Origin of the sequence: Stenotrophomonas geniculata ATCC 19374 = JCM 13324, from assembly GCF_001431625.1 — a bacterium.
GTDB classification, from domain to species: Bacteria; Pseudomonadota; Gammaproteobacteria; order Xanthomonadales; family Xanthomonadaceae; genus Stenotrophomonas; species Stenotrophomonas geniculata.
In genome coordinates this window covers 17,748-43,779 of the sequence record NZ_LLXT01000107.1, presented here as the reverse complement: position 1 = coordinate 43,779, position 26,032 = coordinate 17,748, and the positions used below count along the sequence as shown (strand labels likewise).

The 26,032-nt window shown below is 66.2% G+C and carries 30 protein-coding genes; 10 read left to right on the top strand and 20 right to left on the bottom strand.

Annotated elements, in window-relative coordinates; all coding sequences use genetic code 11:
- Window positions 1–21 precede the first annotated feature (21 nt).
- From ARC63_RS11775 to ARC63_RS11750, 6 genes are all read right to left on the bottom strand, one after another.
- Complete coding sequence (locus ARC63_RS11775) at window positions 22–474, bottom strand: hypothetical protein (protein ID WP_057503369.1); 453 nt, start codon at window positions 472–474, stop codon at window positions 22–24.
- On the bottom strand, window positions 471–674 hold the full coding sequence (locus ARC63_RS11770) for a PspC domain-containing protein (RefSeq protein ID WP_010484929.1): 204 nt from the start codon (window positions 672–674) through the stop codon (window positions 471–473). The genes ARC63_RS11775 and ARC63_RS11770 overlap by 4 nt, the downstream gene beginning before the upstream one ends.
- 65 nt (window positions 675–739) lie before the next feature.
- Window positions 740–1,108, bottom strand: a complete 369-nt coding sequence (locus tag ARC63_RS11765) for a YfeK family protein (protein WP_029379982.1) — start codon at window positions 1,106–1,108, stop codon at window positions 740–742.
- A 33-nt stretch (window positions 1,109–1,141) separates the two neighbouring features.
- The gene (gene phaC, locus ARC63_RS11760) at window positions 1,142–2,209 is read right to left on the bottom strand and encodes a class III poly(R)-hydroxyalkanoic acid synthase subunit PhaC (RefSeq protein ID WP_010484926.1); all 1,068 of its coding nucleotides are present in this window, start codon (window positions 2,207–2,209) and stop codon (window positions 1,142–1,144) included.
- Window positions 2,206–3,270, bottom strand: coding sequence for a class III poly(R)-hydroxyalkanoic acid synthase subunit PhaE (gene phaE, locus ARC63_RS11755; protein WP_057503368.1), 1,065 nt, complete (start codon window positions 3,268–3,270; stop codon window positions 2,206–2,208). The genes phaC and phaE overlap by 4 nt, the downstream gene beginning before the upstream one ends.
- Before the next feature lie 22 nt (window positions 3,271–3,292).
- Window positions 3,293–3,907: a CDP-alcohol phosphatidyltransferase family protein gene (locus ARC63_RS11750; protein WP_019338201.1), complete on the bottom strand. Its 615-nt coding sequence runs from the start codon at window positions 3,905–3,907 to the stop codon at window positions 3,293–3,295.
- Window positions 3,908–4,251: 344 nt separating this feature from the next.
- Here ARC63_RS11750 and ARC63_RS11745 point away from each other — a divergent pair, with 344 nt between their 5' ends.
- Window positions 4,252–4,902: a class I SAM-dependent methyltransferase gene (locus ARC63_RS11745; protein WP_010484920.1), complete on the top strand. Its 651-nt coding sequence runs from the start codon at window positions 4,252–4,254 to the stop codon at window positions 4,900–4,902.
- Window positions 4,903–4,983: 81 nt separating this feature from the next.
- Here the strand turns inward: ARC63_RS11745 and ARC63_RS11740 are convergent, their stop codons facing one another.
- From ARC63_RS11740 to ppsR, 5 genes are all read right to left on the bottom strand, one after another.
- Entirely contained in the window at window positions 4,984–6,345 is a 1,362-nt protein-coding gene (locus ARC63_RS11740; protein ID WP_019338199.1) for an MATE family efflux transporter, read from the bottom strand.
- A 117-nt stretch (window positions 6,346–6,462) separates the two neighbouring features.
- A complete protein-coding gene (locus ARC63_RS11735; protein ID WP_057503367.1) occupies window positions 6,463–7,080 on the bottom strand; it encodes a DUF2239 family protein in 618 nt (205 codons plus the stop codon).
- Window positions 7,081–7,223: 143 nt separating this feature from the next.
- Window positions 7,224–7,712, bottom strand: coding sequence for an NUDIX hydrolase (locus ARC63_RS11730; RefSeq protein ID WP_019660268.1), 489 nt, complete (start codon window positions 7,710–7,712; stop codon window positions 7,224–7,226).
- A 43-nt stretch (window positions 7,713–7,755) separates the two neighbouring features.
- Complete coding sequence (locus ARC63_RS11725) at window positions 7,756–8,265, bottom strand: DUF1249 domain-containing protein (protein WP_010484911.1); 510 nt, start codon at window positions 8,263–8,265, stop codon at window positions 7,756–7,758.
- Window positions 8,266–8,413: 148 nt separating this feature from the next.
- Window positions 8,414–9,235 (bottom strand): posphoenolpyruvate synthetase regulatory kinase/phosphorylase PpsR, encoded by an 822-nt coding sequence (ppsR, locus tag ARC63_RS11720; RefSeq protein WP_010484909.1) that lies wholly within the window; start codon window positions 9,233–9,235, stop codon window positions 8,414–8,416.
- A gap of 144 nt (window positions 9,236–9,379) precedes the next feature.
- Between ppsR and ppsA the strand changes: the two genes are divergently transcribed.
- The 3 genes from ppsA to ARC63_RS11705 all read left to right on the top strand — a co-directional run bounded on the left by ppsA (window position 9,380) and on the right by ARC63_RS11705 (window position 13,706).
- Complete coding sequence (gene ppsA / locus ARC63_RS11715) at window positions 9,380–11,758, top strand: phosphoenolpyruvate synthase (RefSeq protein ID WP_019338196.1); 2,379 nt, start codon at window positions 9,380–9,382, stop codon at window positions 11,756–11,758.
- A gap of 162 nt (window positions 11,759–11,920) precedes the next feature.
- Window positions 11,921–12,694 (top strand): hypothetical protein, encoded by a 774-nt coding sequence (locus tag ARC63_RS11710; RefSeq protein ID WP_057503366.1) that lies wholly within the window; start codon window positions 11,921–11,923, stop codon window positions 12,692–12,694.
- Between the two features lie 112 nt (window positions 12,695–12,806).
- Window positions 12,807–13,706: a mechanosensitive ion channel family protein gene (locus ARC63_RS11705; RefSeq protein WP_057503365.1), complete on the top strand. Its 900-nt coding sequence runs from the start codon at window positions 12,807–12,809 to the stop codon at window positions 13,704–13,706.
- Window positions 13,707–13,752: 46 nt separating this feature from the next.
- Here ARC63_RS11705 and ARC63_RS11700 read toward each other — a convergent pair whose 3' ends face one another.
- The 5 genes from ARC63_RS11700 to ARC63_RS11680 form a co-directional block, all read right to left on the bottom strand.
- Complete coding sequence (locus ARC63_RS11700; RefSeq protein WP_057503375.1) at window positions 13,753–14,868, bottom strand: alkene reductase; 1,116 nt, start codon at window positions 14,866–14,868, stop codon at window positions 13,753–13,755.
- A gap of 139 nt (window positions 14,869–15,007) precedes the next feature.
- Window positions 15,008–15,883, bottom strand: a complete 876-nt coding sequence (locus ARC63_RS11695) for an EcsC family protein (RefSeq protein ID WP_057503364.1) — start codon at window positions 15,881–15,883, stop codon at window positions 15,008–15,010.
- A gap of 125 nt (window positions 15,884–16,008) precedes the next feature.
- Window positions 16,009–16,581: an oligoribonuclease gene (orn, locus tag ARC63_RS11690; protein WP_043402905.1), complete on the bottom strand. Its 573-nt coding sequence runs from the start codon at window positions 16,579–16,581 to the stop codon at window positions 16,009–16,011.
- 75 nt (window positions 16,582–16,656) lie between these two features.
- Window positions 16,657–17,181, bottom strand: a complete 525-nt coding sequence (gene tadA / locus ARC63_RS11685; RefSeq protein WP_010484897.1) for a tRNA adenosine(34) deaminase TadA — start codon at window positions 17,179–17,181, stop codon at window positions 16,657–16,659.
- Between the two features lie 75 nt (window positions 17,182–17,256).
- On the bottom strand, window positions 17,257–17,616 hold the full coding sequence (locus ARC63_RS11680; protein ID WP_010484895.1) for a winged helix-turn-helix transcriptional regulator: 360 nt from the start codon (window positions 17,614–17,616) through the stop codon (window positions 17,257–17,259).
- Between the two features lie 77 nt (window positions 17,617–17,693).
- Here ARC63_RS11680 and ARC63_RS11675 point away from each other — a divergent pair, with 77 nt between their 5' ends.
- The 3 genes from ARC63_RS11675 to ARC63_RS11665 all read left to right on the top strand — a co-directional run bounded on the left by ARC63_RS11675 (window position 17,694) and on the right by ARC63_RS11665 (window position 19,232).
- Complete coding sequence (locus tag ARC63_RS11675) at window positions 17,694–18,461, top strand: NAD(P)H-dependent oxidoreductase (protein ID WP_057503374.1); 768 nt, start codon at window positions 17,694–17,696, stop codon at window positions 18,459–18,461.
- A gap of 68 nt (window positions 18,462–18,529) precedes the next feature.
- Window positions 18,530–18,967 (top strand): acetyltransferase, encoded by a 438-nt coding sequence (locus ARC63_RS11670; RefSeq protein ID WP_057503363.1) that lies wholly within the window; start codon window positions 18,530–18,532, stop codon window positions 18,965–18,967.
- 58 nt (window positions 18,968–19,025) lie between these two features.
- Entirely contained in the window at window positions 19,026–19,232 is a 207-nt protein-coding gene (locus tag ARC63_RS11665; protein WP_005410107.1) for a hypothetical protein, read from the top strand.
- A gap of 22 nt (window positions 19,233–19,254) precedes the next feature.
- On the opposite strand, the gene ARC63_RS11660 is transcribed toward ARC63_RS11665, so the two are convergent.
- Complete coding sequence (locus tag ARC63_RS11660) at window positions 19,255–19,761, bottom strand: GNAT family N-acetyltransferase (RefSeq protein WP_057503362.1); 507 nt, start codon at window positions 19,759–19,761, stop codon at window positions 19,255–19,257.
- Between the two features lie 274 nt (window positions 19,762–20,035).
- Between ARC63_RS11660 and ARC63_RS11655 the strand changes: the two genes are divergently transcribed.
- The 3 genes from ARC63_RS11655 to ARC63_RS11645 are packed head-to-tail and all read left to right on the top strand — an operon-like array spanning window position 20,036 to window position 22,711.
- Window positions 20,036–20,692, top strand: coding sequence for a hypothetical protein (locus ARC63_RS11655; protein WP_057503373.1), 657 nt, complete (start codon window positions 20,036–20,038; stop codon window positions 20,690–20,692).
- Window positions 20,693–20,732: 40 nt separating this feature from the next.
- The gene (locus ARC63_RS11650) at window positions 20,733–21,386 is read left to right on the top strand and encodes a hypothetical protein (RefSeq protein ID WP_057503361.1); all 654 of its coding nucleotides are present in this window, start codon (window positions 20,733–20,735) and stop codon (window positions 21,384–21,386) included.
- A complete protein-coding gene (locus ARC63_RS11645) occupies window positions 21,383–22,711 on the top strand; it encodes an XVIPCD domain-containing protein (protein ID WP_057503360.1) in 1,329 nt (442 codons plus the stop codon). The genes ARC63_RS11650 and ARC63_RS11645 overlap by 4 nt, the downstream gene beginning before the upstream one ends.
- Before the next feature lie 54 nt (window positions 22,712–22,765).
- Here the strand turns inward: ARC63_RS11645 and ARC63_RS11640 are convergent, their stop codons facing one another.
- The 3 genes from ARC63_RS11640 to ARC63_RS11630 form a co-directional block, all read right to left on the bottom strand.
- A complete protein-coding gene (locus tag ARC63_RS11640) occupies window positions 22,766–24,034 on the bottom strand; it encodes a hypothetical protein (protein WP_414615434.1) in 1,269 nt (422 codons plus the stop codon).
- 97 nt (window positions 24,035–24,131) lie between these two features.
- The gene (locus tag ARC63_RS11635) at window positions 24,132–25,139 is read right to left on the bottom strand and encodes an XVIPCD domain-containing protein (RefSeq protein WP_057503372.1); all 1,008 of its coding nucleotides are present in this window, start codon (window positions 25,137–25,139) and stop codon (window positions 24,132–24,134) included.
- Between the two features lie 57 nt (window positions 25,140–25,196).
- A complete protein-coding gene (locus tag ARC63_RS11630; RefSeq protein WP_049455020.1) occupies window positions 25,197–25,733 on the bottom strand; it encodes a hypothetical protein in 537 nt (178 codons plus the stop codon).
- Between the last annotated feature and the right edge of the window lie 299 nt (window positions 25,734–26,032).

The window sequence follows — 26,032 nt, the reverse complement described above, 5'->3', positions numbered from 1 at the left end:
GGCTGCGCCGTTGGCTGGAACCTACGGCCACCAGCCACGCCCGTACCGGGCGAAATAATCGGCTGCGCGCTCGAATGGATTCCGCGCACTCACCCCGCCACACAGCAGGTACACCGGCAGGTACAGCGGCCCCAGCACCATGTACTGGTAGACGTGCGCGCGTTCGTGGTCGTCCAGCCGGATCAGCGGCTCCACGCCCCACCCCGCCTGATGCGCATAGGTCCGGCACGAAATGCCCAGATCATGACCGGTATGCAGGATCACATTGCCCAGCGTGATCGCCCCACCCGGCCCCCACGGCCAGCGGTCGAACACCAACGCACAGTCACGGCCGCTCCAGCGCAATGTCGCGCCGCCGAGCATGCCGGCCAGGCCGCCGATCAGGCCGATCAGGGAATTGGGTGACGTCCACACCGCGCCCAGTACCTGCAGCGCGCGCAGCCAGATCGGCCAGGGCTCAGGGGCAGTCTTCAATCGGCCTCGTTCGGCATCAGCAGCCACAGGATCAGGTAGACCAGGATGCCAGGGAAGGCCGCCGAGCCGATCGAGACCAGCACGAACACGATCCGCACCAGCGTGGGGTTCCAGCCGAAGCGGTGGGCGATGCCGCCCATCACGCCGGCAATCATGCGGTCGTTCAACGAACGCGACAGCGTGCGCGGCGTGGTGTTCATGGCGGTTCTCCTGGGCTGCGGGAAAAAGCAGTCGAGCATGGCTCGACTCTACACCGCCCCCATGTCTACGGCGTGCGGTGGCGCAGGGCCTGCAGGCGTGCGCCGAACCAAGCGGCTGCGGTCTGTTCAGGCTGTCCCGGACACTGGATGCGGTAGGGCTTGCCACTCATGCTGCTCTGGCTGGCAGCGCGCTCGATGAACTGCTCGGCGCTGTCCACCATGTCCTTCTTCAGCAGGTAGTCGTACTTGCGCTGCAGGTGCGCGCGCGCATCACTGCCATCGTGCCAGCTGCCATTGCGCTGGAAGCGGCATTGGGAGCCGTCCAGGCTGGCGATCAGCTGGGCGATCTCCCGCCGTGCATCCGCACTGGGTGCGGTGTGGGCAAGCGGCGCTGCCAGCAGTGCCGCAAGAATCAACAGAATCCGGTACGTCATCATCCCCCCAGGTCAGTCGGGCATGGCTCGACTCTACAGGTCACGCGCCTTCAACCAGCCATCGATCGTGGCCGGCACTTCGCGCTGCGCACGGCCGGACACGTAGATGCCGATATGGCCACCGCGGAAACTGGACTCGGTGTAGTCGTCCGTGCCCAAGCGCCCACGCATCGCGCGCGAGGCGTCCGGCGGTACCAGATGGTCCTGCTCGGCGTAGATGTTCAGCACCGGCAGGGTCACCTGCGACAGATCCACCGCTTCCTCGCCGATCCGCACCGTGCCGTTCATCAATCCGTTGCCCTGGTAGAACTGCTTGATGAAGTCGCGGAACGCCTCGCCCGCCAGGTCCGGCGAGTCGAAGATCCACTTCTCCATGCGCAGGAAGTCCTCCAGCGCGGCCTTGTCATCGAGGATGTCGAGCAGGCCTACGTACTTCTGCACGTTCAAGCGGAACGGCTTGAGCATCAGGTAACTGGCATTCATCAGGTCGGCCGGGATGTTGCCCAGCGTGTCGACCAGCAGGTCCACGTCCACCTGCCGCGCCCAATGCGAGAGCATGTTGTCGTCCGTCTGGAAATCGACCGGGGTGACCATGGTGATCAGCTTGCCCAGCTTCTGCCGGCGCAACGCGGCGTAGCAGAGTGCGAACACGCCGCCCTGGCAGATACCCAGCAGGTCGACCGGGCCACCACTGCGCGCACGCAACGCATCGACGGCACCATCGATGTAGCGCAGCAGGTAGTCCTCTAGGGTCTGGAAGCGCTCCGAGCGATCCGGGTAGCCCCAGTCCAGCACGTACACGTCCTGGCCCAGCGCCAGCAGCTTCTGCACCAGCGAACGGTCAGCCTGCAGGTCGACCATGTACGGCCGGTTGACCAGCGCGTAGACGATCAGCAGCGGCGTACGCCGGGTCGGTGACTGTTCGCCGACGAAGCGGTACAGCACCACCTTGCCGTCGCGCCAGACTTCCTCACGCGCGGTCACGCCATAGTCCACGTCTTCCACCTGCGGCAGCAGCTTCAGCCCTTCCATCAGCTTGCGCTGCATGGCCAGGGTTTCCTGCATCAGGTCATCGGCGTTGAAGCCCAGCGGCCCCTTCATCGGTCACGCGTCCGAGTGGAAGTGCGAGGTGTGGCCTTTTTCGCTGACGCCTTTTTCGCAGCCGCCTTCTTTGCCGGCGCGGCCTTCTTCGCGGCCTTGCGTACGGCCGGCTTCACCTTCGCCGGCGCCGGCTGCGCCACTGGGTCCACCTCGGCAGTTCCAGCCAGCACCGCCACCTGTGCCTGCAGGCGACGCAGGCTGCGCTCCAGCTCGGCGATACGGCGGTGTGCGGCATCCATCTCGCTGCGGGTCGGCAGGCCGATGCGTTCACTCATCTGTTCCACCTCACGCTGCAGGCCGGCGCGCAGGCGCATCTGTGCGTTGCCCAGCGAGGCATATACCTGCTGGAACGGCTCGGACATGGCGACCTTGGCGTAGGCCTCTTCGGCCACTTCGATCCACAGGTCGAACATCGCGCGGGCGCTGGTCAGCTGGGTGCCGGGCTGTTCGTGCTCGGCCAGGCGCTGCTCGAACAGCGCAAAGGCCTCATCCAGCGCCTGCCTGATCTGATCAACGTAGGCGCGCGAATGCTGCTGGTATTCCTCCTGTGCGCGCAGCAGTGCCTGCCAGCGCGCCTGGTGTTCGCGGCCCGGGCCGAATGCCGGGCTCTGCAGCCACGGGCCAGCCTGCAGCTGGAACTGCTGCAGCCATGCGGCGAATTCGGGCACGGCGGCGCCGGCGTGGGTGCTGCCACTGGCCCCCTGCAGCATCCACTGCAGCATGCCGTCGCCCTGCCCCTGCACCGCCTCGCGCCAGGCCTGTGCCACGTCCGCGCTGCTGGCGTCGCGGCCGGCGAAACGCGCGGCCACTTCCTGCATGGTGCCGTACCAGCTGCCCGCCTGTTCGCGGAACCGGCGCACGGCATCTTCCGGTGCGCCCTGCCCCTGTTCGGGCAACAGCTGGCCCCACCAGTCGAATAACCGCTGCCAGCTGCCGGGGTCGTCACCGGCCGGCGCACCGGGCGTGCTCGCATGGCGCAGGGCATCGCCCCAGGCGCCGAAGTACTGCCGCGCCAGGGCTTCGAAATCGCTGCTGCCGGCGTCATGGGCCGAGCTGGTCATCACAGGCCTCCGCAGGGCTGGCTCATGGCTTGGGAATGCGCAGGGTCTTGCTGATCATCAGCGACCCGGACAGGGCGAACAGCAGCACCATCGGGTGCAGCTGCCACGGACCGATCTGCCACTGGCCGAACCAGAGGTCCTGGCCGATGGCATCGGTACCGGCGGCGATCGCCAGCACGATCACCAGCACCAGGCTGGTCGGGATCGGAGTGCCCTCGAAAAACCTGACCTTGCCCTCGTCGCCGGCCAGCGCCTCGGCGGTGACGTTGTAGCGCGCCAGGCGGCTGACGCCGCAGCAGACGAAGTAGCTCAGCACCAGCCAGTCCCAGCCGCCCTGCATGCCGCAGGCATAGGCCAGCGCCGCCGGCGCCACGCCGAAGGAGATCACGTCGGACAGCGAGTCCAGCTCGCGGCCCAGGGTAGAGCTGGACTTGCGCCAGCGCGCGATGCGCCCGTCGAGCGCATCGAAGATGAAAGCCAGCGGGATCAACGCCATGCCGAACAGCAGGTAGCCGCGCTCGCCGTCCTGCAGGAAGCGCATCGCGGCAAAGACCGCACCGGTGCCGCAGAAAGCATTGGCCAGGGTGAACCAGTCGGCCAGCTGGAATTCGCGCAGCATCGAGAAGTGACGTTTCATGGGGTCTCACGGAGCATCAAGGCCCACAGGTTACCGCGAGCGCCGCCACTGGCGACAGCGCTGGCAGGACCCAGCCTTCACCGCTCCCTCACCTGTCCTCACCAGCGGTGAATTTTTCGCCACCCATCTTGACAGCCTAGGGGGGTGGCGCCTGTCGCAGCTTATCCACAAAGTTGCCCACGCGTAATCCACACCCCCTGTGGACAACCAGATCTAACCGACTGCGACGTTGGACATTTCCTCATCACCCTGCATCGGGGTTTCCCTACTTCCCAAGCCACAAGGTCGGCGCTATGGTCACCGGCGGACCCGCCGCCGCCACGTCCGAAACTCTGTAATGGACGATGATGATGCTGGATGCTCCCACCCTGGCCGCACAACTGCGGCAGCCCCATGGCGAGGCCGCGTTGGCGGTCGCCGACTCGATGAACCGCAGCAACGGCGCACTCAACCTGGCCGCGATCGGGCTGCTGGCCGTCGGCGCCGGTGAACAGGTCCTGGAGGTCGGCCCGGGCAATGCGGCCTTCGCGCCGCTGATGCTGCAGGCCACCGGCAGCCACTATCTGGGCATCGAGCTGTCCACCGCCATGGTCGAGGCCGGCAACCAGCGGCTGGCCAGCGCCGGGTTGGCCGAGCGTGCGGCGATGCGGCACGGCGACGCCCATGCGCTGCCGGTCGCCGATGCCGCGATGGATGCCGCGCTGGCGGTCAACACCCTGTACTTCTGGCCGAACCTGGCCCCGGTGCTGGATGAGCTGGCGCGGGTACTGCGCCGGGGCGGCCGCCTGTGCCTGGCCTTTGGCGACGCCAGCTTCATGCGCAGCCTGCCATTCGCTGCCGACTTCCAACTGCATGAGCTGGATGTGGTGGAGCTCGCACTGCGGGTATCGGGCTTCCGTGTCTCGGCCTGGCGCAGCCACCGGGAATCCGCGGCCGGCAATGACGGCCAGACCCGCGAAAAGCACTTCCACCTGCTGTTGGCACAGCGGCGCTGAAGCTGCCCGCCTGACCGAGTGGTAGAGCCGGCCGCTGGCCGGCTGCCCCGAAGATTCCGGATTGCCGGCAAGCGGCCGGCACTACCCAGCCTGCACCCGCCTCCAGCGAGCAAAACAGAGCACCTGCATCACCAGCATGGCCAGCAACCCCAGCGGCCACGCCCACCACAGCCCGGCCAGTCCGTGCCGGGACTGCAGCCACATCGCCAGTGGCAGCTCCAGCAGCAATACGGCCGCCATGCCCAGCAACGCCGGCAACAACACCGTGCCGCCGCCTCGCATCACTCCGACCAGCACCGCACTGCCTCCCATCGCCAGCACGCCCCACACCACGGTGCGCAATTGCTGCGTGGCCAGTTCGCGCACGTCGGTCGCCGCCAGGATCAGGCCAGTCAACCAGGGCGCCAGCGCCACAACCAGCATCACCACCCCACTCAGTATCGCCAGTCCAAGCAGCACGCCGGTGCGGGCGATGGCGGGCAGCCGTGCCGTACGTCCCGCCCCCAGCGCATGCGCGGCGAGGATGGTGGCGGTGATGCCCAGCGACATCGCAGGCAGCTGCACCCAGCTCATCAACTGATTGACCGCGCCGTAGGCGGCCGTGGCGGTATAGCCGTGGCGATTGATCCAGCCCAGCAGCACGATCTCGGCCACGGCCAGACTGAGCATCTGCAGCGAGGACGGTACGCCGATGCGTAGCATCGGACGGATGAGTGCTCCATCGAAACGGATCGCTCGCAGCAACTCATGCCCCGGTGCCAACGGGTGCCCCATCCGCTGCCACCGCCACATCAGCCAGGCCAGGGCCAGCAGCGAGGCGAGCGCCGCCGAGACTGCCGCACTGGCTGCGCCCAGCTGCGGCAGGCCGGCCCAGCCCAGGATCAGCAGCGGCGTGCACAGCAGGCCGACCACCGTGGCCAGCAGCAGCGCATGCAGCGGCGTCTTCGCATCGCCCACCGCGCGGCTCACCGCAGTGGCCAGCCACAGCAGGAAGAACACCGGTACCGCCAGCAGCAGGATACGGGCATAGACGATGGATTCGCCGAGGATCGGGGCCGGCGTACCGAGTGCCACCAGCAGCTCTGGAGCGAAACCGCCGCCCACGACCATCACCAGCACCGACATGAGCAGGATCAGCGCCACCGCGCTGCCAGCCACAGCGCGCGCCTGCTGCGGCCGGCCCGCGCCCCAGGCCTGGCCGATCAGCACCATCGCACCGGTCGCCAGGCCCATTACCAGGGCCAACAGCAGGAAGAAGACCGGGAAGAACGCTGCGGCGGCAGCCACCGCCTGCGTCCCCAGCAGATGGCCGAGGTAGATGTTGTCCAGCGTGCCTGCGGCAAGCTGCAGCGCATTGGTCAGCAGCATCGGCAGCAGCAGGGCCAGGTAGGTGCGCCACAGCGGTGGTGCGGCCGGGGGTGTCGGATGTACAGGGGGGGTCATGGGACTCTCTGGGCAAGGGCTGCCCTGCCCGGCGTTTCCGCCAGCAAAGCACGCACAGGGGAAGCGGGCCGTGGCCCGCGATCAGGTGGCGCCGCCGCTCAACGACGGCGCGATGGCTCAGCCGTCGGCGCTCTCGAATGCCAGGCGCAGGGCGTGGTTGCGCACGTCCTCGGGCCAGCTGCGCAACGCCATTTCCAGGCCCGCCCGGTCGTGCGCGAACAGGACACGGATCGCCTCCTCGAAACCCGGCAGGTCGCCGGCGATGGTCTGCAGGAAGTGATAGGCACGCTCGCTGTGGCGGCGCTGCTGGTCCTTGTCCGCACCGGCACGGCTGGCCGCCTCCACCAGCCTGCGCAGAACCACGGAGGCGCCACCCGGCTGTTCGGTCAGCCACGCCCAATGGCGCGGCAACAACGTTACCTCGCGGGCAACCACGCCCAGCTTGGGGCGGCCACGGCCGCGCGGGGTTGCCGGCACATCTTCAGCAGTGATGTCGGCATCCGCCTCGACGGCTGCGGGAAACGCTTCGATGACCCGCGCCAGCAGTTCTGCGTCGCTACCACGCGTATCGAAATCACGGGTGCGGCCGGTAGTGTTGTCGAACACCAGCAGCGGTCCGGCAGCGTTGCCGGCGCGCAGCTGTTTCAGCGCCAGCGCCGCCACCTCCGGGGTACCGGAAGCGACCAGGCGATGGCCGTCGAAGCAACTGAAGGGAGGGAGTCGGGACGCAGGCATGGCAATGGCATCAGAGGCGATGCACCAATATTGCCCGGGTAATTTGCGGCCGTCAATATTACCCGGGCATTAATCAACCAGAAGAGCGTGCCAACCACGGTTGGCCCCCACCGGAATGGGTGGCACCCACACGATTCGCCAGGTTACAGACGGCTGAAGGACCAGCTCACCATGCGGCCGTCCTTGTACGGCATCACGCCGTGGAACGGGCGAGGGTCGGTATCGAACACCAGCGGCAGGAAGTTGCGGTCGCCCTCCCACATCGGCAGCGTGTCCAGCTTGTCCAGGTCCACCCACTCCAGCGTGCCCTCGTGGTTGCCGCCGTGCGGGGTGCCCTCGAATCCATCGATGACGAACACGAAGCCCAGCCAGTCCTCGCCATGCTTGCCGAAACCCGGCCAGCTGAGAGTGCCGCGCAGGCGCATGCTGGTGCAGTCGATACCGGCCTCTTCCTGGATCTCGCGGCGCATGCTGGCGGCCACGTCCTCGTCCGCTTCGATCTTGCCACCCAGCCCGTTGTACTTGCCCAGATGATGATCACCGGGGCGGGTATTGCGATGGATCATCAGCACCTGGCGACGATCGGGCGACAGCACGTAGCCCAGGGTGGCGACGATCGGGGTATACGGCATGGGGCATGCATCCAGCGGCAGGTCAGCCATGGATTATGGCCGATCAGCGCACCAGCGACAGGCGGCGCTCAGTGGGCGTGCCGGCACCATCGGGATCACGGCGCAGGGTGGCGACGCCGTGGCCGCGCTCGGCCAGGTATTCCAGCCACTTGCCGAGGAAGGTGTTCATCCGCATGCGATGGCTGATCAGCTCCGCCGGCGGCGGATACAGGCCCATCGTGTCCTGCCAGCGGCGGCCCACGTAGCAGTGGGTGGTCTCGGCCTGGCGGGCGTCACGGTACAGCCGCACATAGGCCGACGGGTCCGGCTCTCCGGTGACCGGGTCGGCCAGGTCGTAGGTCAGGCGCAGTTCCACCGTGTAACGGTGGCACTCGATCACGTCCAGACGAACATCCAGGCCGTCGCCGATCGAGGAAATGTAGCTGCCCGCCACCAGTCCAGCAGGTTCGAACAGGCGCACCAGATGGCGGTAGTTTTCCGCATACAGGCCCATGAGCCAGCTCAGCCGGCTCAGGCGGGGAATGCGTTCGGTGCGGGGCAAGGCGCGGGCCATGGGTCGATCCTACACGTTGGTGCTTCAACGTGGGGGCGGGATCGCCCCGGCCAAAGGGGCCCGGTATCGACCACCGGTCGATACCCACCACGCACGAGGGGTTTCCCGCAGCATCGGTAGGCCACGACCGTTGGTCGTGGCGCGCGCCTCAATACAGCTCGCGCTGCAGCCCCAGCGTGGCCAGCACCTTGCTGGAAATCTCCTCGATCGAGGTATGGGTGGTGCTCAGGGTCGGGATCCGCTCCATCTGGAACATCACCTCGGCCGCGGCCACCTCGCGCTTGCAGGTATCCAGGTTGGCGTAGCGCGAGTTCGGGCGGCGCTCCTGGCGGATCTGCTGCAGGCGGTCCGGGTCGATGGTCAGGCCGAACAGCTTGCGCCGGTAGTTGCGCAGCCGTGGCGGCAGGCGGTCGCTTTCCAGGTCCTCGTCGGTCAGCGGGTAGTTGGCCGCGCGCACCCCGTAATGCAGGGCCAGGTAGATGCAGGTGGGTGTCTTGCCGGCGCGCGACACCGCCACCAGGATCACGTCGGCGTCGTCGTAGTTCACCGCGATACCGTCGTCATGGGTCAGCGCGAAGTTCATCGCGTTGATGCGGCGGTGGTAGGTATCGAAGTCGACCATGCCATGGGCCTGGCCCACACGGTTCACGCGCGAACTGGACAACTCACGCTCCAGCGGCTCGATGAACGGCGCGAACACGTCCAGCATCAGGGCACCACTGTCGGCCAGGATCAGGCTCAGGCTCTGGTCCACGCAGGAGTTCACCACGATCGGCCGGACCTGGTACCGCTCCCCCGCCGCCTGGATCCGGGAACAGGCTTCCCGGGCTTTTTCGGGGTCGTCGACAAACGACATCCGGTCGGTAATGAAGCTGAACCCAGAGAACTGGGTCAGCAGGCTATGCCCAATGGTTTCAGCGGTGATACCGGTTCCATCGGAAACGTAGAACACCGGACGGATGGTCGACATGCGCGCTTTTACCCCCTACGAAGCCTAAAAGGGCCGCCAACACAAGCTTGTGTCGACAGCGGTCTGCCCGGCATCATATCGGCTTCTTCCTACGGACGCGGCCACTCAGCCCGCCTCGGGCGATGGCCAAACGGAGCATCGCGCTTGAACGAGAACATCCTGTGGTTGCACGAACTGCGTCTGGCCGACCTGGCCCGCGTAGGCGGCAAGAATTCCTCGCTGGGCGAGATGATCGGCAATCTGGCCGGTCTGGGCGTCTCCGTTCCCGGAGGTTATGCGACCACCGCTGAAGCCTTCAAGGACTTCATCGCGCACAACGACCTGTCCAAGCGCATCTTCGACAAGCTGGCCACGCTGGACGTCGAGGACGTCAACGCGTTGACCGCCGCGGGCAAGGAGATCCGCAGCTGGGTGATCGACGCGCCGCTGCAGCCGCAGCTGGACCAGGACATCCGCACCGCCTACGCCAAGCTGAGCGCCGACAATGGCGGCGGCGACGTGGCCGTGGCCGTGCGTTCGTCGGCCACCGCCGAGGATCTGCCGGATGCATCCTTCGCCGGCCAGCAGGAAACCTTCCTCAACGTCACCGGTGCCGACGACGTCGTGCACAAGGTCAAGGAAGTGTTCGCCTCGCTGTACAACGATCGTGCCATTGCCTACCGCGTGCACCACGGCTTCAAGCATGAGGACGTGTTCCTGTCCGCCGGCGTGCAGCTGATGGTGCGTTCGGGCGTCGGTTCCTCCGGCGTGCTGTTCACCCTGGACACCGAGTCCGGCTTCCGCGACGTGGTGTTCGTCACCTCCTCGTTCGGCCTGGGCGAAATGGTCGTGCAGGGCGCGGTCAACCCGGACGAGTACTACGTCTACAAGCCCACCCTGCAGGCCGGCAAGCCGGCGATCCTGCGCCGCTCGCTCGGCAGCAAGGCGATCCGCATGGTGTATTCGGACGTCCCCGGCGAGCGCGTGAAGATCGAGGACACCCCGGCAGAGCTGCGCAACACCTTCTCGATCAGCGACGAGGACGTGCAGGAACTGTCCAAGCAGGCGCTGGTCATCGAAAAGCACTACGGCCGCCCGATGGACATCGAGTGGGCCAAGGACGGTGTCAGCGGCAAGCTGTTCATCGTGCAGGCACGCCCGGAAACGGTGAAGTCGCGCAGCCACGCCACCCAGATCGAGCGCTTCGCGCTGACCGAAAAGGGCGGCAACGTGCTGGCCGAAGGCCGTGCCGTCGGTGCCAAGATCGGCTCGGGCGTAGCCCGCGTGGTGAAGACGCTGGACGACATGAACCGCGTGCAGCCGGGCGACGTGCTGATCGCCGACATGACCGATCCCGATTGGGAGCCGGTGATGAAGCGCGCCTCGGCCATCGTCACCAACCGTGGTGGCCGTACCTGCCACGCCGCGATCATCGCGCGCGAGCTGGGCGTGCCGGCCGTGGTCGGTTCGGGCAACGCCACCAAGGTCATCGAAGATGGCCAGCTGGTCACCGTCAGCTGCGCTGAAGGCGATACCGGCTTCATCTACGAAGGCAAGCTCGGCTTCGAGCGCACCACCACCGATCTGGGCAACATGCCGCCGGCACCGCTGAAGATCATGATGAACGTGGCCAACCCGGAACGTGCCTTCGACTTCGGCCAGCTGCCGAACGCCGGCATCGGCCTGGCCCGCCTGGAAATGATCATCGCCAGCCACATCGGCATCCACCCGAACGCGCTGCTGGAGTACGACCGCCAGGACGCGGCGACCAAGAAGAAGATCGACGAGAAGATCGCCGGCTACGGTGATCCGGTCAGCTTCTACGTCGACCGCCTGGCCGAAGGCATCGCCACCCTCACCGCCTCGGTTGCACCGAACGCCGTGATCGTGCGCCTGTCGGACTTCAAGTCCAACGAGTACGCCAACCTGATCGGCGGCAGCAACTACGAGCCGCACGAAGAGAACCCGATGATCGGCTTCCGCGGCGCCAGCCGTTACGTCGACCCGAGCTTCTCGGCCGCCTTCGCGCTGGAGTGCAAGGCCGTGCTGCGCGTGCGCAACGAAATGGGCCTGGACAACCTGTGGGTCATGATTCCGTTCGTGCGCACCCTGGAAGAAGGCCGCAAGGTCATCGAGGTGCTGGAACAGAACGGCCTGAAGCAGGGCGAGAACGGCCTGAAGATCATCATGATGTGCGAAGTGCCGTCCAACGCACTGCTCGCCGATGAATTCCTGGAAATCTTCGACGGCTTCTCGATCGGCTCCAACGACCTGACCCAGCTGAGCCTGGGCCTGGACCGCGACTCGTCGATCGTCGCGCACCTGTTCGACGAGCGTAACCCGGCAGTGAAGAAGCTGCTGTCGATGGCGATCAAGGCAGCACGTGCCAAGGGCAAGTATGTCGGCATCTGCGGCCAGGGCCCGTCCGATCACCCGGATCTGGCCGAGTGGCTGATGCAGGAAGGCATCGAGTCGGTGTCGCTGAACCCGGACACCGTGGTCGATACCTGGTTGCGCCTGGCCAAGCTGAAAGCCAACGGCTGATCCCGTTACAAGCTGCAAACAGAAACCCCGCCTCGGCGGGGTTTCTGCTTTTGGGGAAGACCTACGGGCCCGATACGGCATTTGCAACTATTCCAGTAGGCGCCCTGAATTGGCCGACGCACACTGCGAGGACTGAAATCACTTCCCGGCAACATTCGCCTCATGACCATCCCCTTCGCGCTTGGACTGTTCAACTACTCTGGCCCACTGGCAGGAGCGCAGGATTTCCAGAAATTTCATGAGCTAGCGATATCCATGCTCGAAGAGCGTGGAGTTCAAGCCACCTACTTTGCATCTGACGGGAAGGGCCACAGCAGCAATTTGGCGAAGCTGGGCAATGCAGCACATCGAAGACTTCTGGCCTGTGGCTTCAACGAGCTGACGCTCCTCAGTGTTGTCGCTGTACCCAAAGGAAGCGACGCGCCCGCCTACGATCTGACGGTATCCGTCGATTTCCTCTCAAGTCACGAGCTTGGAACGGAATTCGCTCTGTTCTCCAAGGATGCTCGCTTCCCTCTGGAACCGCATTCATTCCGGGAGCTTCTGGCGGGGCTGATCGCCCTGTATGACTGGGACTTCGGCTACGTCACTCATCCCCCCTTTGAGCGCAGCCCGCAGGCCTACATCAGTGGCTACTGTGATGGAACACAGCCGCAGGATGAAGAAGACCGCAACCAGATCTGGTATGACGCTCCGCCGGAGGTTCGCCTGCGCAGGGCCCGCAACATTTTCCCCCTTAGCCTGCTGAATCCAGCGCAGCTGGGTGCGCCCGTCGCGCCCGGCAAGACATTGGCGGAGATACTGCAAGGCACTCCCGGCTGCGCCTTGGAGGAACTGGTGCCCGGCCGCCTCTGGCTCAGCACGGTAGAACCACATCTGGTGCAAGGACTACGCTCGCTGCTCAAGGGCACAGGCGCATTGATCGAAGGCGGCTGACACCACGTTCATCTCGCCATGTCGATAATCTGCCCGCATGCAACCCCGCCTCTGCGGGGTTTTTCGTTTCTGGCGCTCTTGAGCGCCGCGCCCGGTTCGACAAGGAGCCCGCATGATTGCTACTGCCCCACCCGCCTCAATCCCCGCCGCAACGCCCTGGTTCCACTCGCTCGACTGGGAACGCCTGCTGGAGACCTATGGTGTGCCGCTGCTGGCCGCCATCGTGGTGCTGCTGGTCGGCATGTGGGTGGCACGACGCCTGTCCAATGCGATGCCGCGCGCCACTGCGCGCATGGGCGTGGATCCGATGCTCGGCAGCTTTCTGCGCAACGTGGTGTATGCCGCATCGATTGTGATCGTAGTGGTGCTGGCGATCGGCACGCTGGGCGTGCAGATCACCCCGCTGCTGGCCGTGCTCGGCACCGCTGGCCTGGCGGTCGGCCTGGCATTGAAGGATTCGCTGTCCAACATCGCCTCGGGCGTGATGCTGGTGACGCTGCGACCGTTCCGCGTGGGCGATGTGGTCACCGTGGCCGGCCAGACCGGCACCGTGCGCGAAGTGCGCATCTTCCAGACCGTGCTTACCGGCGCCGACAACCAGCACACCACCATTCCGAACACACTGATCACCGCCGCGCCGATCATCAACCTCACCGCCGAACCGACGCGCCGCGTCGAACTGGTGATCGGCATCGGCTACGAAGACAACATCCAGCTGGCACGCGACACCGCGCTGGCGCTGATGAAGGCCGACCCGCGCGTGCTGCAGACGCCAGCACCGGACGTGGTGGTATACGAACTCGGCGCGCACGCGATCAACCTCGGCATCCGCTGCTACGTGAAGTCGGCCGACTGGTTCGGTACCAAAGTCACGTTGCTGGAACAGCTGAAGCTGGGCTATGACAAGGCCGGCATCAACATCCCGTACCCGCAGCAGGACATGCACCTGTACCTGCATGGCAAGGATGGCGGCGTGGTCGAAGCGGACGCGCTGGTGCGCGACAAGCCCTGATCCAACCCGGGAGTGCCGACCAACGGTCGGCACCCACCGATGGGCATCAGGCCTCGGCGGCCTCTTCCAGCGCCGGGTAATCGGTGAAACCCTTCGCACCACCACCGAAAAATGTGGCGCGATCCGGCGGATTCAGTTCTGCACCCGTACGCAGGCGCTCGGGCAGGTCCGGGTTGGCAATGAACGGCCGGCCGAAACCGATCAGGTCGGCCCAGCCTTCGGCCAGCGCCTGCCCGGCGCGCTCGGCGGTGTACTTGCCGGCGTAGATCAGCGTGCCCGGGTAGACCATGCGTAGCGCCTGCTTGAACGCCACCGGCATCAGCGGCGCATCATCCCAATCCGCTTCGGCAATGTGCAGGTAGCCCACCCCCATCTCACCGAGCAGGTGTGCGGCAGCCAGATAGGTCGCCTGCGGCGTATCGTCCACCGCCCCCTGCAGCGTGGTCAGCGGCGCCAGGCGCACGCCCACACGCTCGCCACCGGCAACCTCGACCACCGCCTGCACGACCTCTCGCAGGAAGCGCAGCCGGTTCTGCAGCGAACCGCCATAGCCATCGGTACGCTGGTTGGCCTGCGAGTCGATGAACTGGTTGATCAGGTAGCCATTGGCGCCATGCAGTTCGACGCCGTCGAAGCCCGCCTCCAGCGCATTGAGGGCGGCCTGCGCGTAATCGGCGACGATGCCCGGAATCTCGTCTTCGCGCAGCGCACGCGGCATCGAATGCTGGATCATCTCGCCGACGCCGGCTTCGGGACCTGCCCCTGTCGGGTCGACAAACACTTTCACGCCATCGGCCAGCAATGCCGAGGAAGACACCGGCGCTGCGCCATCGGGCTGCAGGGCCACATGCGAGACGCGGCCGACGTGCCACAACTGCGCGTAGATGCGGCCACCGGCGGCGTGCACCGCATCGGTCACCTGCCGCCAGCCCTTTACCTGTTCGGGGCTGTGGATGCCCGGCGTCCAGGCATAGCCCTGGCCCTGCGGGCTGATCTGGGTGCCTTCGCTGACAATCAGGCCGGCACCGGCACGCTGCGCGTAGTAGGTCGCCATCTCGGCGGTAGCAACGTTGCCGGCAGCCGCACGCGAGCGGGTCATCGGCGGCATCACGATGCGGTTGGGCAGGGTCAGCGGGCCCAGACGGTGGGAGGTGAACAACATGGCGGACATCTCTTGCGGGGGGAGTGCCAGCAAGAATGGGGACCGCCTGCGAAAGGCAACAGGCGTGTTGTGGCAAAACAGTTGTGCCCGGCAGGCAAGGATGGCCCGGCATGAAGGCTCATCCACGCATGGCGTGGATCTACTCCAGGCGGGGTTCGATCTTTACCGCGCCATGCGCCACGCGGTCATAGCAGGTGCGCACCACGTCTTCCCCGTACTTCAGCTCCAGCCGGCGCACGATGAAGTGACCGCGCGCCATGTCCTGGTAGTAGTCGGTGAACATGGTATTGAGCGTTGCACCTGCAGCGGCACCGACAATCGGCACCGCCTGCGCGGCGAATTTCTCGGTGACCACCACGCCGAAACGCGCCGCCACTTTCTCCACCATCTTCGCCAGCAGCTTGCCGGCCTCCTTCGGTGCCACGCTCAGGGTCAGGTCGCGGCCGGTCACCACGCGCCCGGCCAATTCGGCCGACAGGTGGCGCATCACGTCGGTGGTGAAGCCGCGGGCCAGGTAGTAGCCGGTCTCGCTGGCGTCATCGCGCGGCGAGTTGCCACCCAGCGCGAACACCTCCAGGCAGGCCTGGCGGGTGCTGAATTCGGACAGGTCAAAGCCCTCGCTGCGGGCCACGTCGGCCACCGCGCGCATCATGATGGTGGTCGACACCGGCAGCTCGATGAACAAGGCCGCAAAGCCGAATGCCCCGCCGACCGCGCCGGAGGTGGCCGCCGCCAATTTGTGCCAGCGGGTGGAGGCCCCCTTGCCCGGGGTGTTGTCCATGCTCCACAGCGCGGCCTGCGCCGATTTGGTCAGCGCCGCCTGCACCGCACCGTGGATGCGGTTGGAGACCGAACTGGGCAGTGCTTTCACCGCGAACTCCAGCGGCGTGCCAACCAGGTTGGCCATGCGCGCGGTCAGGGTCGGCGCTTCCAGCAGCGCCACCGCCCGCTGCAGGTCGGACCAGTCGCGGGCGTCGTGGGCGATGTCGCGGGGGAGCAGGATGGGCTCGTTCATGGCGCCGATCTTAGCGCCAGGGAGTTGAACAGTTCGTCGCGGGGCACGACAGAGGGGTCAGAGCCCTTTCCGCTGGAAAGGCATCCGCCCCCGGCGCCTTGCCGGCCAGCGGCCGGCACTACCGATCAAGGCGTCGAAAGGCCGGAAAGCGCCCCCATGAACTGGCGGTAGTGGCGCAGCTCGGCGATCGAGTCGTGCACGTCGCTCAGCGCGGTGTGGTTGCTGTTCTTGCCGACGCCGGCGGCCACGGTCGGCGCCCATCGCTTGGCCAGTTCCTTCACCGTGGACACGTCCAGGTTGCGGTAGTGGAAATACTTCTCCAGGCGGGGCATCTGGCGGTGCAGGAAGCGGCGGTCCTGGCAGATCGAGTTGCCGCACATCGGCGACAGGCCGGCCGGAATCCACTGTGCCAGGAAGTTCACGGTCTGCGCCTCCGCCTGGGCCAGCGTGGTGGTGCTGTCCACCACGCGCTGCCACAGGCCCGAACGACGATGCTGGTTGCGGTTCCACTCGTCCATCGCTTCCAGCGTTTCCAGCGGATGATGGATGGCGAATTCAGGGCCCTCGGCCAGCACGTTGAGCTGGGCATCGGTAACCACCGTGGCGATCTCGATGATCGAATCGTTGTCGGTGTCCAACCCGGTCATCTCCAGGTCGATCCAGATCAGTCGCTCGTTGGCCGCGCCGGTGTCCGCCATTGTGTCGCCTCGTTGCTGGGCAGGCGCGCGGCCCACCGGTAATGAAAAGAGGCGCCCATCATACCCGTTCGCCCCTCAGCCCTCGCCGGCGTGGTCTTCCAGCAGCAGCGGCGGCTTGCCACGTTTGGCGCGGAAATAATTGGTCAGGCGTGTACTGGCTTCCTTGGCCAGCACCCCGCCGTGAATCTCGACGCGATGGTTGTGGCGGGCGTCGCCAATGAGGTCGAACACGCTGCCGCAGGCGCCCGTCTTGGGGTCACTGGCGCCGTAGACCAGACGGGCGACGCGTGCATGCACGATCGCCATCGCGCACATCGCGCACGGCTCCAGGGTCACATACAGCGTGCTGCCGAGCAGGCGGTGGTTCGCCAGCAGCTTTCCGCCGGCCCGCATCGCCACGATCTCGGCGTGCGCGCTGGGGTCGTGCGAGGCGATGTTGAGGTTCCAGCCCTCCCCCAGCAGCTGGCCATCGGCACCCACCAGCACGGCTCCGACCGGAATTTCGTCGAACTCGCGCTGCGCGCGCTCGGCCAGCGCCAGCGCGTGGCGCATCCAGTGTTCATCGGTGTCGTGCACCGGCACGCCCAGGGCGTCGGTCATGGCGGTTCTCGCGTGTGTGCAGGGCCAGGATGGCCGCCGGGGCCGCATTGTACGCCCCGGGCCGTACAGGCGCCGCTAGCGCGCGTCGAAGCGCTCGCGGGCCGCATCCAGCGCCGGGAAATTGTGCTCCGCCCAGCGGTCCAGTGCGGACAACGTCTCGACCAGACCGTGCGCGACCTCGGTCAGGCGGTACTCGACATGCAGCGGTTTGCTGCCCCGGTCACACCGCTCGACCAGCCCATTGCGCTCCAGCTGTCGCAGAGTCTGGGTCAGCACCTTCTGCGAGATGCCTTCGATCTTCCGCAGCAACGCGCCGTTGCGAAGCGGGCCCTGCGCCAATGCCGGCAGCAGCAGCATCACCCACTTGCCGGAGATCAGCGCCAGCGCATCGCGCGCCGAGCAATCGGCGGCATAGACATCGCCCGGATAGGCCATGGTTACCTCAAGGTGCGTAATTGCCGGGGCATGCCGGCACCGCGAGGATGGTCGCACACTCCTCGAACACCTCGCCCATGCGCGCCCTGATCCTGCTTGCCCACCCCGAACCCCGCTCCTTCAATGCCCACCTCGCCGCGCAGGCGGCCGAGCAGCTGAGGCACGACCACTCGCAGGTGGATGTGGTCGACCTGTATGCGGAAGGCTTCGATCCGCTGGAAGCGGCCTGGCACCATCCACGGCGCCTGCAGCCCGAGCGCTTCGATGCCCAGCGCGAACAACGCCACAGCGCCGAACTGGAGCAGTTACCCGCCGATGTGCGACGTCACCTGCACCTGCTGCGGGTCGCAGACCTGGTGATCCTGCAGTTCCCGCTGTGGTGGTTCGCGGCGCCAGCCATCCTCAAGGGCTGGCTGGACCGCGTGCTGGTATATGGGCCGATGTACAACAGCCGTCAGCGCCACGAACATGGCGTGATGCAGGGCAAGCGTGCATTGCTGAGCGTCACCACCGGTTCATCGGCACGGGCATGCGCGGTGGACGGCCGCGAAGGCGACACCCGATTGCTGCTGTGGCCGTTGATGTACAGCCTGCGCTACGTCGGCTTCGAGGTGATGGAGCCATGCGTGGTGCATGGCGTGCGTTCCGGGCTTGCAGCGGAACGCGTGCAGGCCCACGACGAAGCACTGGTTGCAGCCACCCTCTCCTACCGCGAGCGACTGACGCACTGGCGGCAGTGGCCAATCGTGCCCTTCAACGACAGCGATGACTTCGGGGATGGGGTGGTGCTGCGCGCGGACGCGACTGCGCACAGCCCCTTCATCCGCCACCGCGACGCGGGATGAATCTTCGCCTGCAGGCGCTACCGGAAAGCCTCATACTTCGCACTCTTCCGAAGCACCTTGGTGAACCCATGACCACCCTGCGCCCCTCTCGCGCCGACGACGGCGCCGCCCTTGTCGACCTCTGGCGTCGCGCCGTCGACGCCACCCACGACTTCCTGAGTGCCGAAGACCGCCAGGCCATCGATGCCGAAGTGGCCGGTTTCCTGCCGCAGGCGCCGATGACCGTTGCTGTCGATGCACAGGATCGGCCGCTGGGCTTCATGCTGATCGACGGCACGCACATGGAAGCGCTGTTCATCGATCCCGAGGTACGTGGCACCGGGATCGGCCGGCAACTGCTGCAACATGCACTTGCCCAGCATCCGCAGCTGAGCACTGACGTCAACGAACAGAACGCACAGGCCGTCGGCTTCTACCTGCGCATGGGCTTCGTCGAAAGCGGCCGCTCACCGCTCGATTCGCAAGGCCGTCCGTATCCGCTCATCCATCTTCGGCATAACGGCTGACATCCGTCGGCAGCGGCCACGTGCTAGCGTGGCTGCTTTCGACCAAGGAACGCCGTGCATGGATGGTGCAAAAGCCCTGCTGACCCTGTTTGCGCTGGGCATCAGCCTGGTCTGGATCCTGGTGCCGTTCGCCATCTTCGCCGTGCGCAACCTGCTGCGTGAGGTACTGGTCGAGCAGCGCCGTACCAACGAACTGCTTGAACACATCGGCGGCTACCGCATTCCGAAGCCGCAACCCGAACCGACCGTCTGGCGCGCGCCCTGAGCGGGAACGTGCCAGGCCCGGATCAGGCCGTCGCCTCGAAGGCAGGTGAGTACTGCACCTCGCCCTGCGCCAGCGGAGGCTGCAGGCAAAGTGCCTGGAAGTACTCTGCAGGCACACCCGGCAGGACCAGGCCCGGCTCGGCACGGAAGCCGAAGCGACCGTAATAGGCCGGCTCGCCCAGCAATACACAGCCATGTGCACCCTTCTGCCGCAGTGCTTCAAGTGCGGCGTGCATCAGGGCCGCACCGATGCCCTGCCCCTGCCACGCGGGCAAAACCGAGATCGGCCCCAGGCCAAACCAGCCCGTGCTGCCATCGCTGATCGTCACCGGCGACACCGCCACATGGCCGATCACCTTGCCGTCCATCTCGGCCACCAGCGAAACGCTCAGCTCCCCGCGGGCGCGCAGGGCGTCGACGATGAACTGCTCGGTATGGCTGCTGTGCGCAGCGTCCCGGAATGCGGCCTCGGTGAGCGCATGGAGAATGGCGTGATCATCAATGGCTTCGGCACGGATCGTGTAGTTCATGGCGTAATGTTCGCTTGCGTGAGAGTTGCGTGAATTTGCGACCGTTGTCACAAATTGGCGGCGAAATGTCGAGCGCAAGGCGCAATCGCCCCGCGAACCTCGAATCGCCTGTGCCGCAATCGATTCGGCGACGCGGCCGAACGCTGAATGCGTCAAAATTCCGTCGCCGACGCCTAGCAGTCGCTGGCGCCAGGTTTCCAGAACACTCCATAATCGATAAACCTGTCACCAGGGAAGGATATATGGACACGGACGCACGATGCAGGATGCCGCCATGGATGTAGCCATCCCGACACGCAAGGTACGCCATCTCGTACCGATGGGCCTCTTTCTGACACTGACGGCCTGCTCGCCTTACGCAGACGCAGAGCGTGACGTTGCCGCAGGTGGACGCGGCCTGGCCAAGCTCAACCCGTCACCGCAGCAGGGCTACGAGCTGGTACTGACACTGAAGGATGCCCCCGGTCCCTTCGCGGTGGTCGAGGGCGTTGCCCAGTACGACGCCCGCAACTACGCAGCATGCGGGCAGATCGTGCCTGCAACGGGCACTGCGGGCCGCATCACCAGCCAGGAACCTGTCGTGCTGCGCCACGTGGGTGAGAACGAGTACCGCGGTACGTTCTACCTCGACCGCATGCAGGACGAGGACTACTACGGGCGTGGCGTCTGCCATTGGACGCTGACGGGTGTCGGTGCGATGTTGCGCGCGACGGGCGGCGAGGCGGATACGCGATTCCTGACGTTCATCGACAAGGAGCGCATGGACGCGGGGAGCCCGTTGACGCGGTACTACCCACGCGCCGACTACCCCCGAATCGAAGAGATCACCGGATACGGTGCGAGCGGCGAGGAAGATCCTTCCAGCTATCGCGCCGATCTGCGCAATGCGCTGTTCTCAACCACCACCACTGTGCAGAAACTCGCGCCATGAGCTGCCAGTTCAACCATCCCTACCCCCAAGGAGGCCGACATTGCGCCACAAGATGATCCCGTGCCTTGCTCTGCTTCTATTGACCGCCTGCAATCCGGAGACCGCCATGAACCAGGAACGTGCCGCTGCTGAAGCCGATGTCGCCCAGGGTGGGCGTGGCCTCGCCAAGCTCAACCCCAGCCCGCGCAAGGCCTATGAGCTGGTGCTGCGCCTGAAGGATGCCCCCGGCGATTTCGCGGTGGTCGAGGGAGTCGCGCAGTACGACGTGACCAACGAAGACCAGTGCGGGCACATCGAACCGGCCACCGGTACCGCCGCACGCATCACCAGCCAGGAGCCGGTGGAGCTGCGCAAGGTCGCTGACGGCGAGTACCGTGGCACGCTATATGTGGACCGCATGCTGGATGAGGACTACTACGGCCGTGGCGTGTGCAAGTGGGAGTTCACCGGTGCCGGGGCAATGCTGAAAGCAACGGGTGCCGAAGAAGATACCCGCTTCCTGACCTTCGTAGACGCCAAGCCATTGACCGAAGGTGGCGCCCATACGCTCTACTATCCGGATCTGGTGTATCCGCGGGCAGATCGCGTGCCCAATTTCCCGGCCAGTGGTGAGCCCGATCGCAGCGGTTACGCCCCTGATCTGCAGGACAAGCTGTTTACGATCTCCCTCTCCGCAAGTGAGGTGGCGCCGTGACCATCACCTCCCAGGATTACGCAGCGTTATCCGATGATGCATACAAGGATCGCGCCGTAGGCCGACGTGCGCCCGGCCAGGAAGAAAAGGTCACGTTGAACGGGCATGAGTACAAGATTCTTGAGCATGTCAACAATCGACTCAACGGCTATCAGGGCACGGTCTATCAGCGCGTAGACAGTAAAGAAATCGTCATTGCCCATCGTGGCACCGAGCAGATCGCCCGAGATGCGATTCTGACCGATGGCGGAATGGTGGTTGCACGCACCAATGTCCAGGCACCTGACGCGATCGCATTGACGCAGAGGACAATTGAAGGCGCCGCACTTCAGTCCCGCTTGAGCGGCGGACCTGCACCCCAGGTCACCGTCACCGGCCACTCCCTCGGCGGCGCCCTGGCCCAGATCACCTCGCACCACTTCAACGTCAAGGGCGAGACCTTCAATGCCTACGGCGCGGTCAGCCTCAGCTACCGCATTCCGGAAGGCGGCAACACCATGATCAACCACGTCATGGCCTCCGATCCGGTCAGCGCCGCCTCGCCGCACTTCGGCCAGGTCCGCATCTATGCCAAGCCCGACGAGATCAAGACGCTGGCAGCGAACGGCTTCAGCAATCACGCCCTGCGTGATCTGATTCCGGACCGGCCGATCATTGCGGCGACCAGCTCGTTCGGCGCGCACAAACTGGGCAACTTCCTCGACGAAGGCTCGGTGCTGAAACATCCGGAAACGCAGAAGCTGGCGAAGGACAACGCCAAGATGATCGAGGAGTACCGCGATGACGTCGAGTCACTGCGTCGCGGCGTCACCCGCGCGGCACGGGGCATCCCCGGCGGCGCCATCGATCTGTACGACCACATCCGCGGCCCGCTGCAGCCCGGTGAACCGGCACGCCGCGAAGCGGAGAAGAACGGCCATCACACCAGCATGCTGCGCATGGACGATGCCAACCACCTGGGCAACCCGTTGTTCAACGACGCGATCCGCGGCGTGCATGCGCAGGACGTGCGGGTCGGACGCGTGCCGGACGTGATGAGTACTCAGCTGGCGGGCAGCCTCGCCGCCGAAATGCACGCGGCAGGCGGCAAGCGCATCGACGAGGTGGTGATGAATGCCGATGCCTCGCGCAGCTTCGCGGTGCAGGGCCAGGGCGGCGACCCCGCTCACCTTCGCGTGTCGGTGGACACGGCCGTGGCGATGAACACCCCGCTGGAGCAGAGCAGCCAGCGCATCGACCAGCAGGCCGCCGGTCAGCGCCATGCACTTGAGCGTGACCAGCAACTGGAACAGCAGCAGAACCAGACCCGCAGCATGCAGGCCTGATGGACTGCACGGGAGCCGGTCATCCCGGCTCCCGCTGCACGTCGGCACTCCGGCTCAGGGACCGGAGGCAGCCATCGGCGCGGGGGTACCGGCCGTCACGAACAGATCCGGCCCGGAATCCGGGAAGCCACCACAGGCGCGATCGCCCGGTGCTACCGGGTCACAAGGCCACTGCGCCCGCGCGACCTTCTCACGCAGCTCGAAGCGATCCCCAGTCCAGACCACGAAGGCCAGGTGCTCGCGGTTCCAGTCACTGTAGGCACGCGGACCACCCTTCTGCGCCGACTCCGGGTACTGCACGAACCAGCGCATGGCCGGGCCGTACTGCAACTTGCTGTGGTCCAGGCTGATCCGACCCTCGCGCGACAGCTGGCGCGCACGGTCGGCTTCCGTGACCGGGGGGATGGCCGGCATGGCTTCGGCGGTCACATCCCTCGGCGTCGCATCCCCGCGAACCTGGTACACACGCTGGCCCACATAGGCCTCGCGGCAATCACCCGCTGGCACGCGGACCGGTTCCGCGCCGAACTCATCACGGTTGGCGACCTGGTCGCTGCAGGTGAACGGCGCTGACACCAGATAGAACGTGCTGTCGGCGTCGCGCCCTTCCAGCGAACGCACCCAGATCTCGCCCATCCGCACGATGAAGTCCGAGCGCTGGCCGTAGCCCGGCACCGCCTTGAACCACGCCTTCTGTTGCACCTCACGCTCGCGCCAGCTGCGCGGCAGGTGGATGTCCTGCTGGGGCAGCGCGACCAGCAGCGCGGCCAGATGCGCCGGCATCGTGCCCTGGCAGGCGCCGATCAACAGCTCGCCCTGGGCCGCCAGCCGTCCGGCCAGATCCACCGGACAACGAGCACCGAGCGCACGCTCGGTCGCCTGCTCGGGCGGCAACGGCACGATGACCAAGGCGGGTGGCGCGGGAGCTACCGCCGGGACGGCTGGCTCGACGACGGCAGGCGGTGCAGCCACAGGCGCCGCCGCTGCGGGCGCAACGGGCGCAGGCGCCGGGTCCGCAGCCGGCGCCGGCTGCGCGTCCACCACAGGTGTCACAGGAGGTGTCACGGCAGCCGGCACTTTGGGAGCCGGTGCCGCGGCAACAGCTTCGGCCGCCGTGGGTGCTGCAACGTGCGCCGTCCCTGCAGGCGCGTCAAAGGGCGCCTCGGCAGCGGGGGGCGTCTCCACGAGGGGTGCTGCGGCCTCCTGAGCCTGTGCCGACGCTGCGGCGAGTCCAAGTGACAGCAGCCAGAGCGGCGGCAGGCGGCGCACGGATGCACTGCAGTGGGCGGCGGCGTGCCGGGCATTCGGGGGAACGATTCGCATGTGGTGTCCTTACGAGTGGGTTTCCATGTCGGCGCCACAGGGCGCCACGCGTCGTACGTAAAGCGCCTGCGGGTACCCTGCCCGCAGGCATCAGGTGCTACAGGGATCGAGAACGCTGCTCCTGCTCGCGGGCGAGCGCGGCCGCGGGGTCCTGCTGGGCGACGCTGGTAGCCAACTGCTGGCTGCTCTGCGCCAGTGGCTGCTGCGCCGCCTGTTCGCGATCGACCGATGCGCGCAGCATGGCCGGATCGCCCAGCCCACCCTGTACCGCAAACAACGTGCGACCGTCATTGCCGGCCAACAGGTGATCGATACGCGACATTCCGGCCTTCTGCGCGCTGAGCGCCAGTGCGCCGGCGGCATTGTCCAGTTCCTGCACGCTGCGCAGACCGCTTTGCGGCCCCATTTGCTGCAGGTGCTGGCGCGCTCCCGAGAACAGCGTGTATCCCGGCTCGCCCGGTTGCGACATGTCGCGTCCCGTTGCCTGCTGGGCAGGCGCCCCCACTTCGCCACGCTCGAGGCGCGCCATCACATCGGGGGTCAGCTTCTGCTGCCACACGTCAAAACGCTGCTGGCGGGCTTCGATGCCGTTGAGCGCGCCATTCAGGGCACGCGTGGCTTCGCGCACATCCTCGCGCGCCGCCTCCGGCACCCGCGTCTGCCACTGCCACACGGCAATGCGACCTGCGTGCTCGGGCTGCGCGGCCAGTTCCGGGTGATTCACCAGGTCCAGTTCCAGCGCCTTGCCGGCACGCTCATAGTTCTCCTTGCCGACCAGCGGCAGATAGCCGCGGCCGTGATACTTCAGTGCGTCGCCAGGGGCATCGTTGCCCATGCGCCCGCCGTACATCAGCTCAGCCAGGTTTTCCGGGTGGCCACGCAGCGCTTCCTGGCGGGCGCTCTCCAGCGCACCGTTGCCATTGCGCCACGCTGCTTCCACCGGGATCTGCGAGATGCCCCGGGTGAAGTTGAAACTCTCGTTGAGACGGCTCAAGCCACGGGATTCATGCCCGGCCTGCGCCATGAAGTTGGCCAGTTCCCGGGACGAGGTGATGCCGGCCTCCGTGGCCTGTCGCAACAATTGCGACTCTCTATCCTGCGACACGGTCAAACTCCTGCTCGATCATCGTGGGGTCCTCCTGCCTCCTCGCAGGCGCGGCACTCAAGGCAAGCTCACGTCGGCAACCACGGACGGGTCAAAGTCCTCAAACCGTACCCTACCCAGCTCGGCCGCCGAGAAGTCACGGGTGTGGGTTGCCTCGGTCTCGGTGTCGACCACCCGGCGCTGCACGCCATGGACCCAACAGACCTGCTCGGACGGCGCGTAGCGGAACGTGTAGGTGCTGCTCCAGCGCTCGCGGCTGCCGCCGTTGGTGATCACGCTGAACGCGCCATCCTCGATCGTCACGTAGGCGAAGGGATCACCAGCAATGCCGCCGCGGGTAGAGCATGGCACCAGCTTGTCGTTGCGCGCCGCCAGTTGCCATCGGCCGGCAGCATCGCCCAGCAGCAACAACAGCACCCGGTTGGGACCGTGCTCGCCCGGCACCAGGCCATCGGGGGCGGGCTGATCGATCACCAGCAACTGGTCGTCGATGCCATTGCCGGTCAGATCACCGCGCACGGCTTCCAGCAGGTTCGCGCCGGACGGCACGAACGCCAACGCATTGTCCATGTTCGTGCCGCTCCCCTTCTGCATCCGCTGCCACTCCTTCGATCCCGTCTTGCCAGTACCCGTGCGCCGGCCGGGACACCGCGCAGTGCGCCGCAGGCCCCGGTGTCCGCCAGAGCGGATGATAGCCCCGGCCCTGCGGCGGTGGTGTTGTGGGGGTGCGTCACCCGCACCGCGGGTCGTCAGCGTCCTCATGGACGGGAAAGCTCCTGCGTTCGATGGCACTGATGCGCCGGAATTTTGACGCGCACGAAGCTTACTTCGAGGAGCCTTCAGTCGTCGAAGGGGGAACGGAGCGAAAAGCGGACTTGATCACATAAAAGCGG

Bases quoted from the DNA above. Each gene is read 5' to 3' on its own strand.
- ARC63_RS11770 (WP_010484929.1), bottom strand. From the start codon at position 674: ATGAACACCACGCCGCGCACGCTGTCGCGTTCGTTGAACGACCGCATG.
- ARC63_RS11765 (WP_029379982.1), bottom strand. From the start codon at position 1,108: ATGACGTACCGGATTCTGTTGATTCTTGCGGCACTGCTGGCAGCGCCG.
- phaC (WP_010484926.1), bottom strand. From the start codon at position 2,209: ATGAAGGGGCCGCTGGGCTTCAACGCCGATGACCTGATGCAGGAAACC.
- phaE (WP_057503368.1), bottom strand. From the start codon at position 3,270: ATGACCAGCTCGGCCCATGACGCCGGCAGCAGCGATTTCGAAGCCCTG.
- ARC63_RS11750 (WP_019338201.1), bottom strand. From the start codon at position 3,907: ATGAAACGTCACTTCTCGATGCTGCGCGAATTCCAGCTGGCCGACTGG.
- ARC63_RS11745 (WP_010484920.1), top strand. From the start codon at position 4,252: ATGATGATGCTGGATGCTCCCACCCTGGCCGCACAACTGCGGCAGCCC.
- ARC63_RS11740 (WP_019338199.1), bottom strand. From the start codon at position 6,345: ATGACCCCCCCTGTACATCCGACACCCCCGGCCGCACCACCGCTGTGG.
- ARC63_RS11735 (WP_057503367.1), bottom strand. From the start codon at position 7,080: ATGCCTGCGTCCCGACTCCCTCCCTTCAGTTGCTTCGACGGCCATCGC.
- ARC63_RS11730 (WP_019660268.1), bottom strand. From the start codon at position 7,712: ATGCCGTATACCCCGATCGTCGCCACCCTGGGCTACGTGCTGTCGCCC.
- ARC63_RS11725 (WP_010484911.1), bottom strand. From the start codon at position 8,265: ATGGCCCGCGCCTTGCCCCGCACCGAACGCATTCCCCGCCTGAGCCGG.
- ppsR (WP_010484909.1), bottom strand. From the start codon at position 9,235: ATGTCGACCATCCGTCCGGTGTTCTACGTTTCCGATGGAACCGGTATC.
- ARC63_RS11710 (WP_057503366.1), top strand. From the start codon at position 11,921: ATGACCATCCCCTTCGCGCTTGGACTGTTCAACTACTCTGGCCCACTG.
- ARC63_RS11705 (WP_057503365.1), top strand. From the start codon at position 12,807: ATGATTGCTACTGCCCCACCCGCCTCAATCCCCGCCGCAACGCCCTGG.
- ARC63_RS11700 (WP_057503375.1), bottom strand. From the start codon at position 14,868: ATGTTGTTCACCTCCCACCGTCTGGGCCCGCTGACCCTGCCCAACCGC.
- ARC63_RS11695 (WP_057503364.1), bottom strand. From the start codon at position 15,883: ATGAACGAGCCCATCCTGCTCCCCCGCGACATCGCCCACGACGCCCGC.
- orn (WP_043402905.1), bottom strand. From the start codon at position 16,581: ATGGCGGACACCGGCGCGGCCAACGAGCGACTGATCTGGATCGACCTG.
- tadA (WP_010484897.1), bottom strand. From the start codon at position 17,181: ATGACCGACGCCCTGGGCGTGCCGGTGCACGACACCGATGAACACTGG.
- ARC63_RS11680 (WP_010484895.1), bottom strand. From the start codon at position 17,616: ATGGCCTATCCGGGCGATGTCTATGCCGCCGATTGCTCGGCGCGCGAT.
- ARC63_RS11675 (WP_057503374.1), top strand. From the start codon at position 17,694: ATGCGCGCCCTGATCCTGCTTGCCCACCCCGAACCCCGCTCCTTCAAT.
- ARC63_RS11670 (WP_057503363.1), top strand. From the start codon at position 18,530: ATGACCACCCTGCGCCCCTCTCGCGCCGACGACGGCGCCGCCCTTGTC.
- ARC63_RS11665 (WP_005410107.1), top strand. From the start codon at position 19,026: ATGGATGGTGCAAAAGCCCTGCTGACCCTGTTTGCGCTGGGCATCAGC.
- ARC63_RS11660 (WP_057503362.1), bottom strand. From the start codon at position 19,761: ATGAACTACACGATCCGTGCCGAAGCCATTGATGATCACGCCATTCTC.
- ARC63_RS11655 (WP_057503373.1), top strand. From the start codon at position 20,036: ATGGATGTAGCCATCCCGACACGCAAGGTACGCCATCTCGTACCGATG.
- ARC63_RS11640 (WP_414615434.1), bottom strand. From the start codon at position 24,034: ATGCGAATCGTTCCCCCGAATGCCCGGCACGCCGCCGCCCACTGCAGT.
- ARC63_RS11630 (WP_049455020.1), bottom strand. From the start codon at position 25,733: ATGCAGAAGGGGAGCGGCACGAACATGGACAATGCGTTGGCGTTCGTG.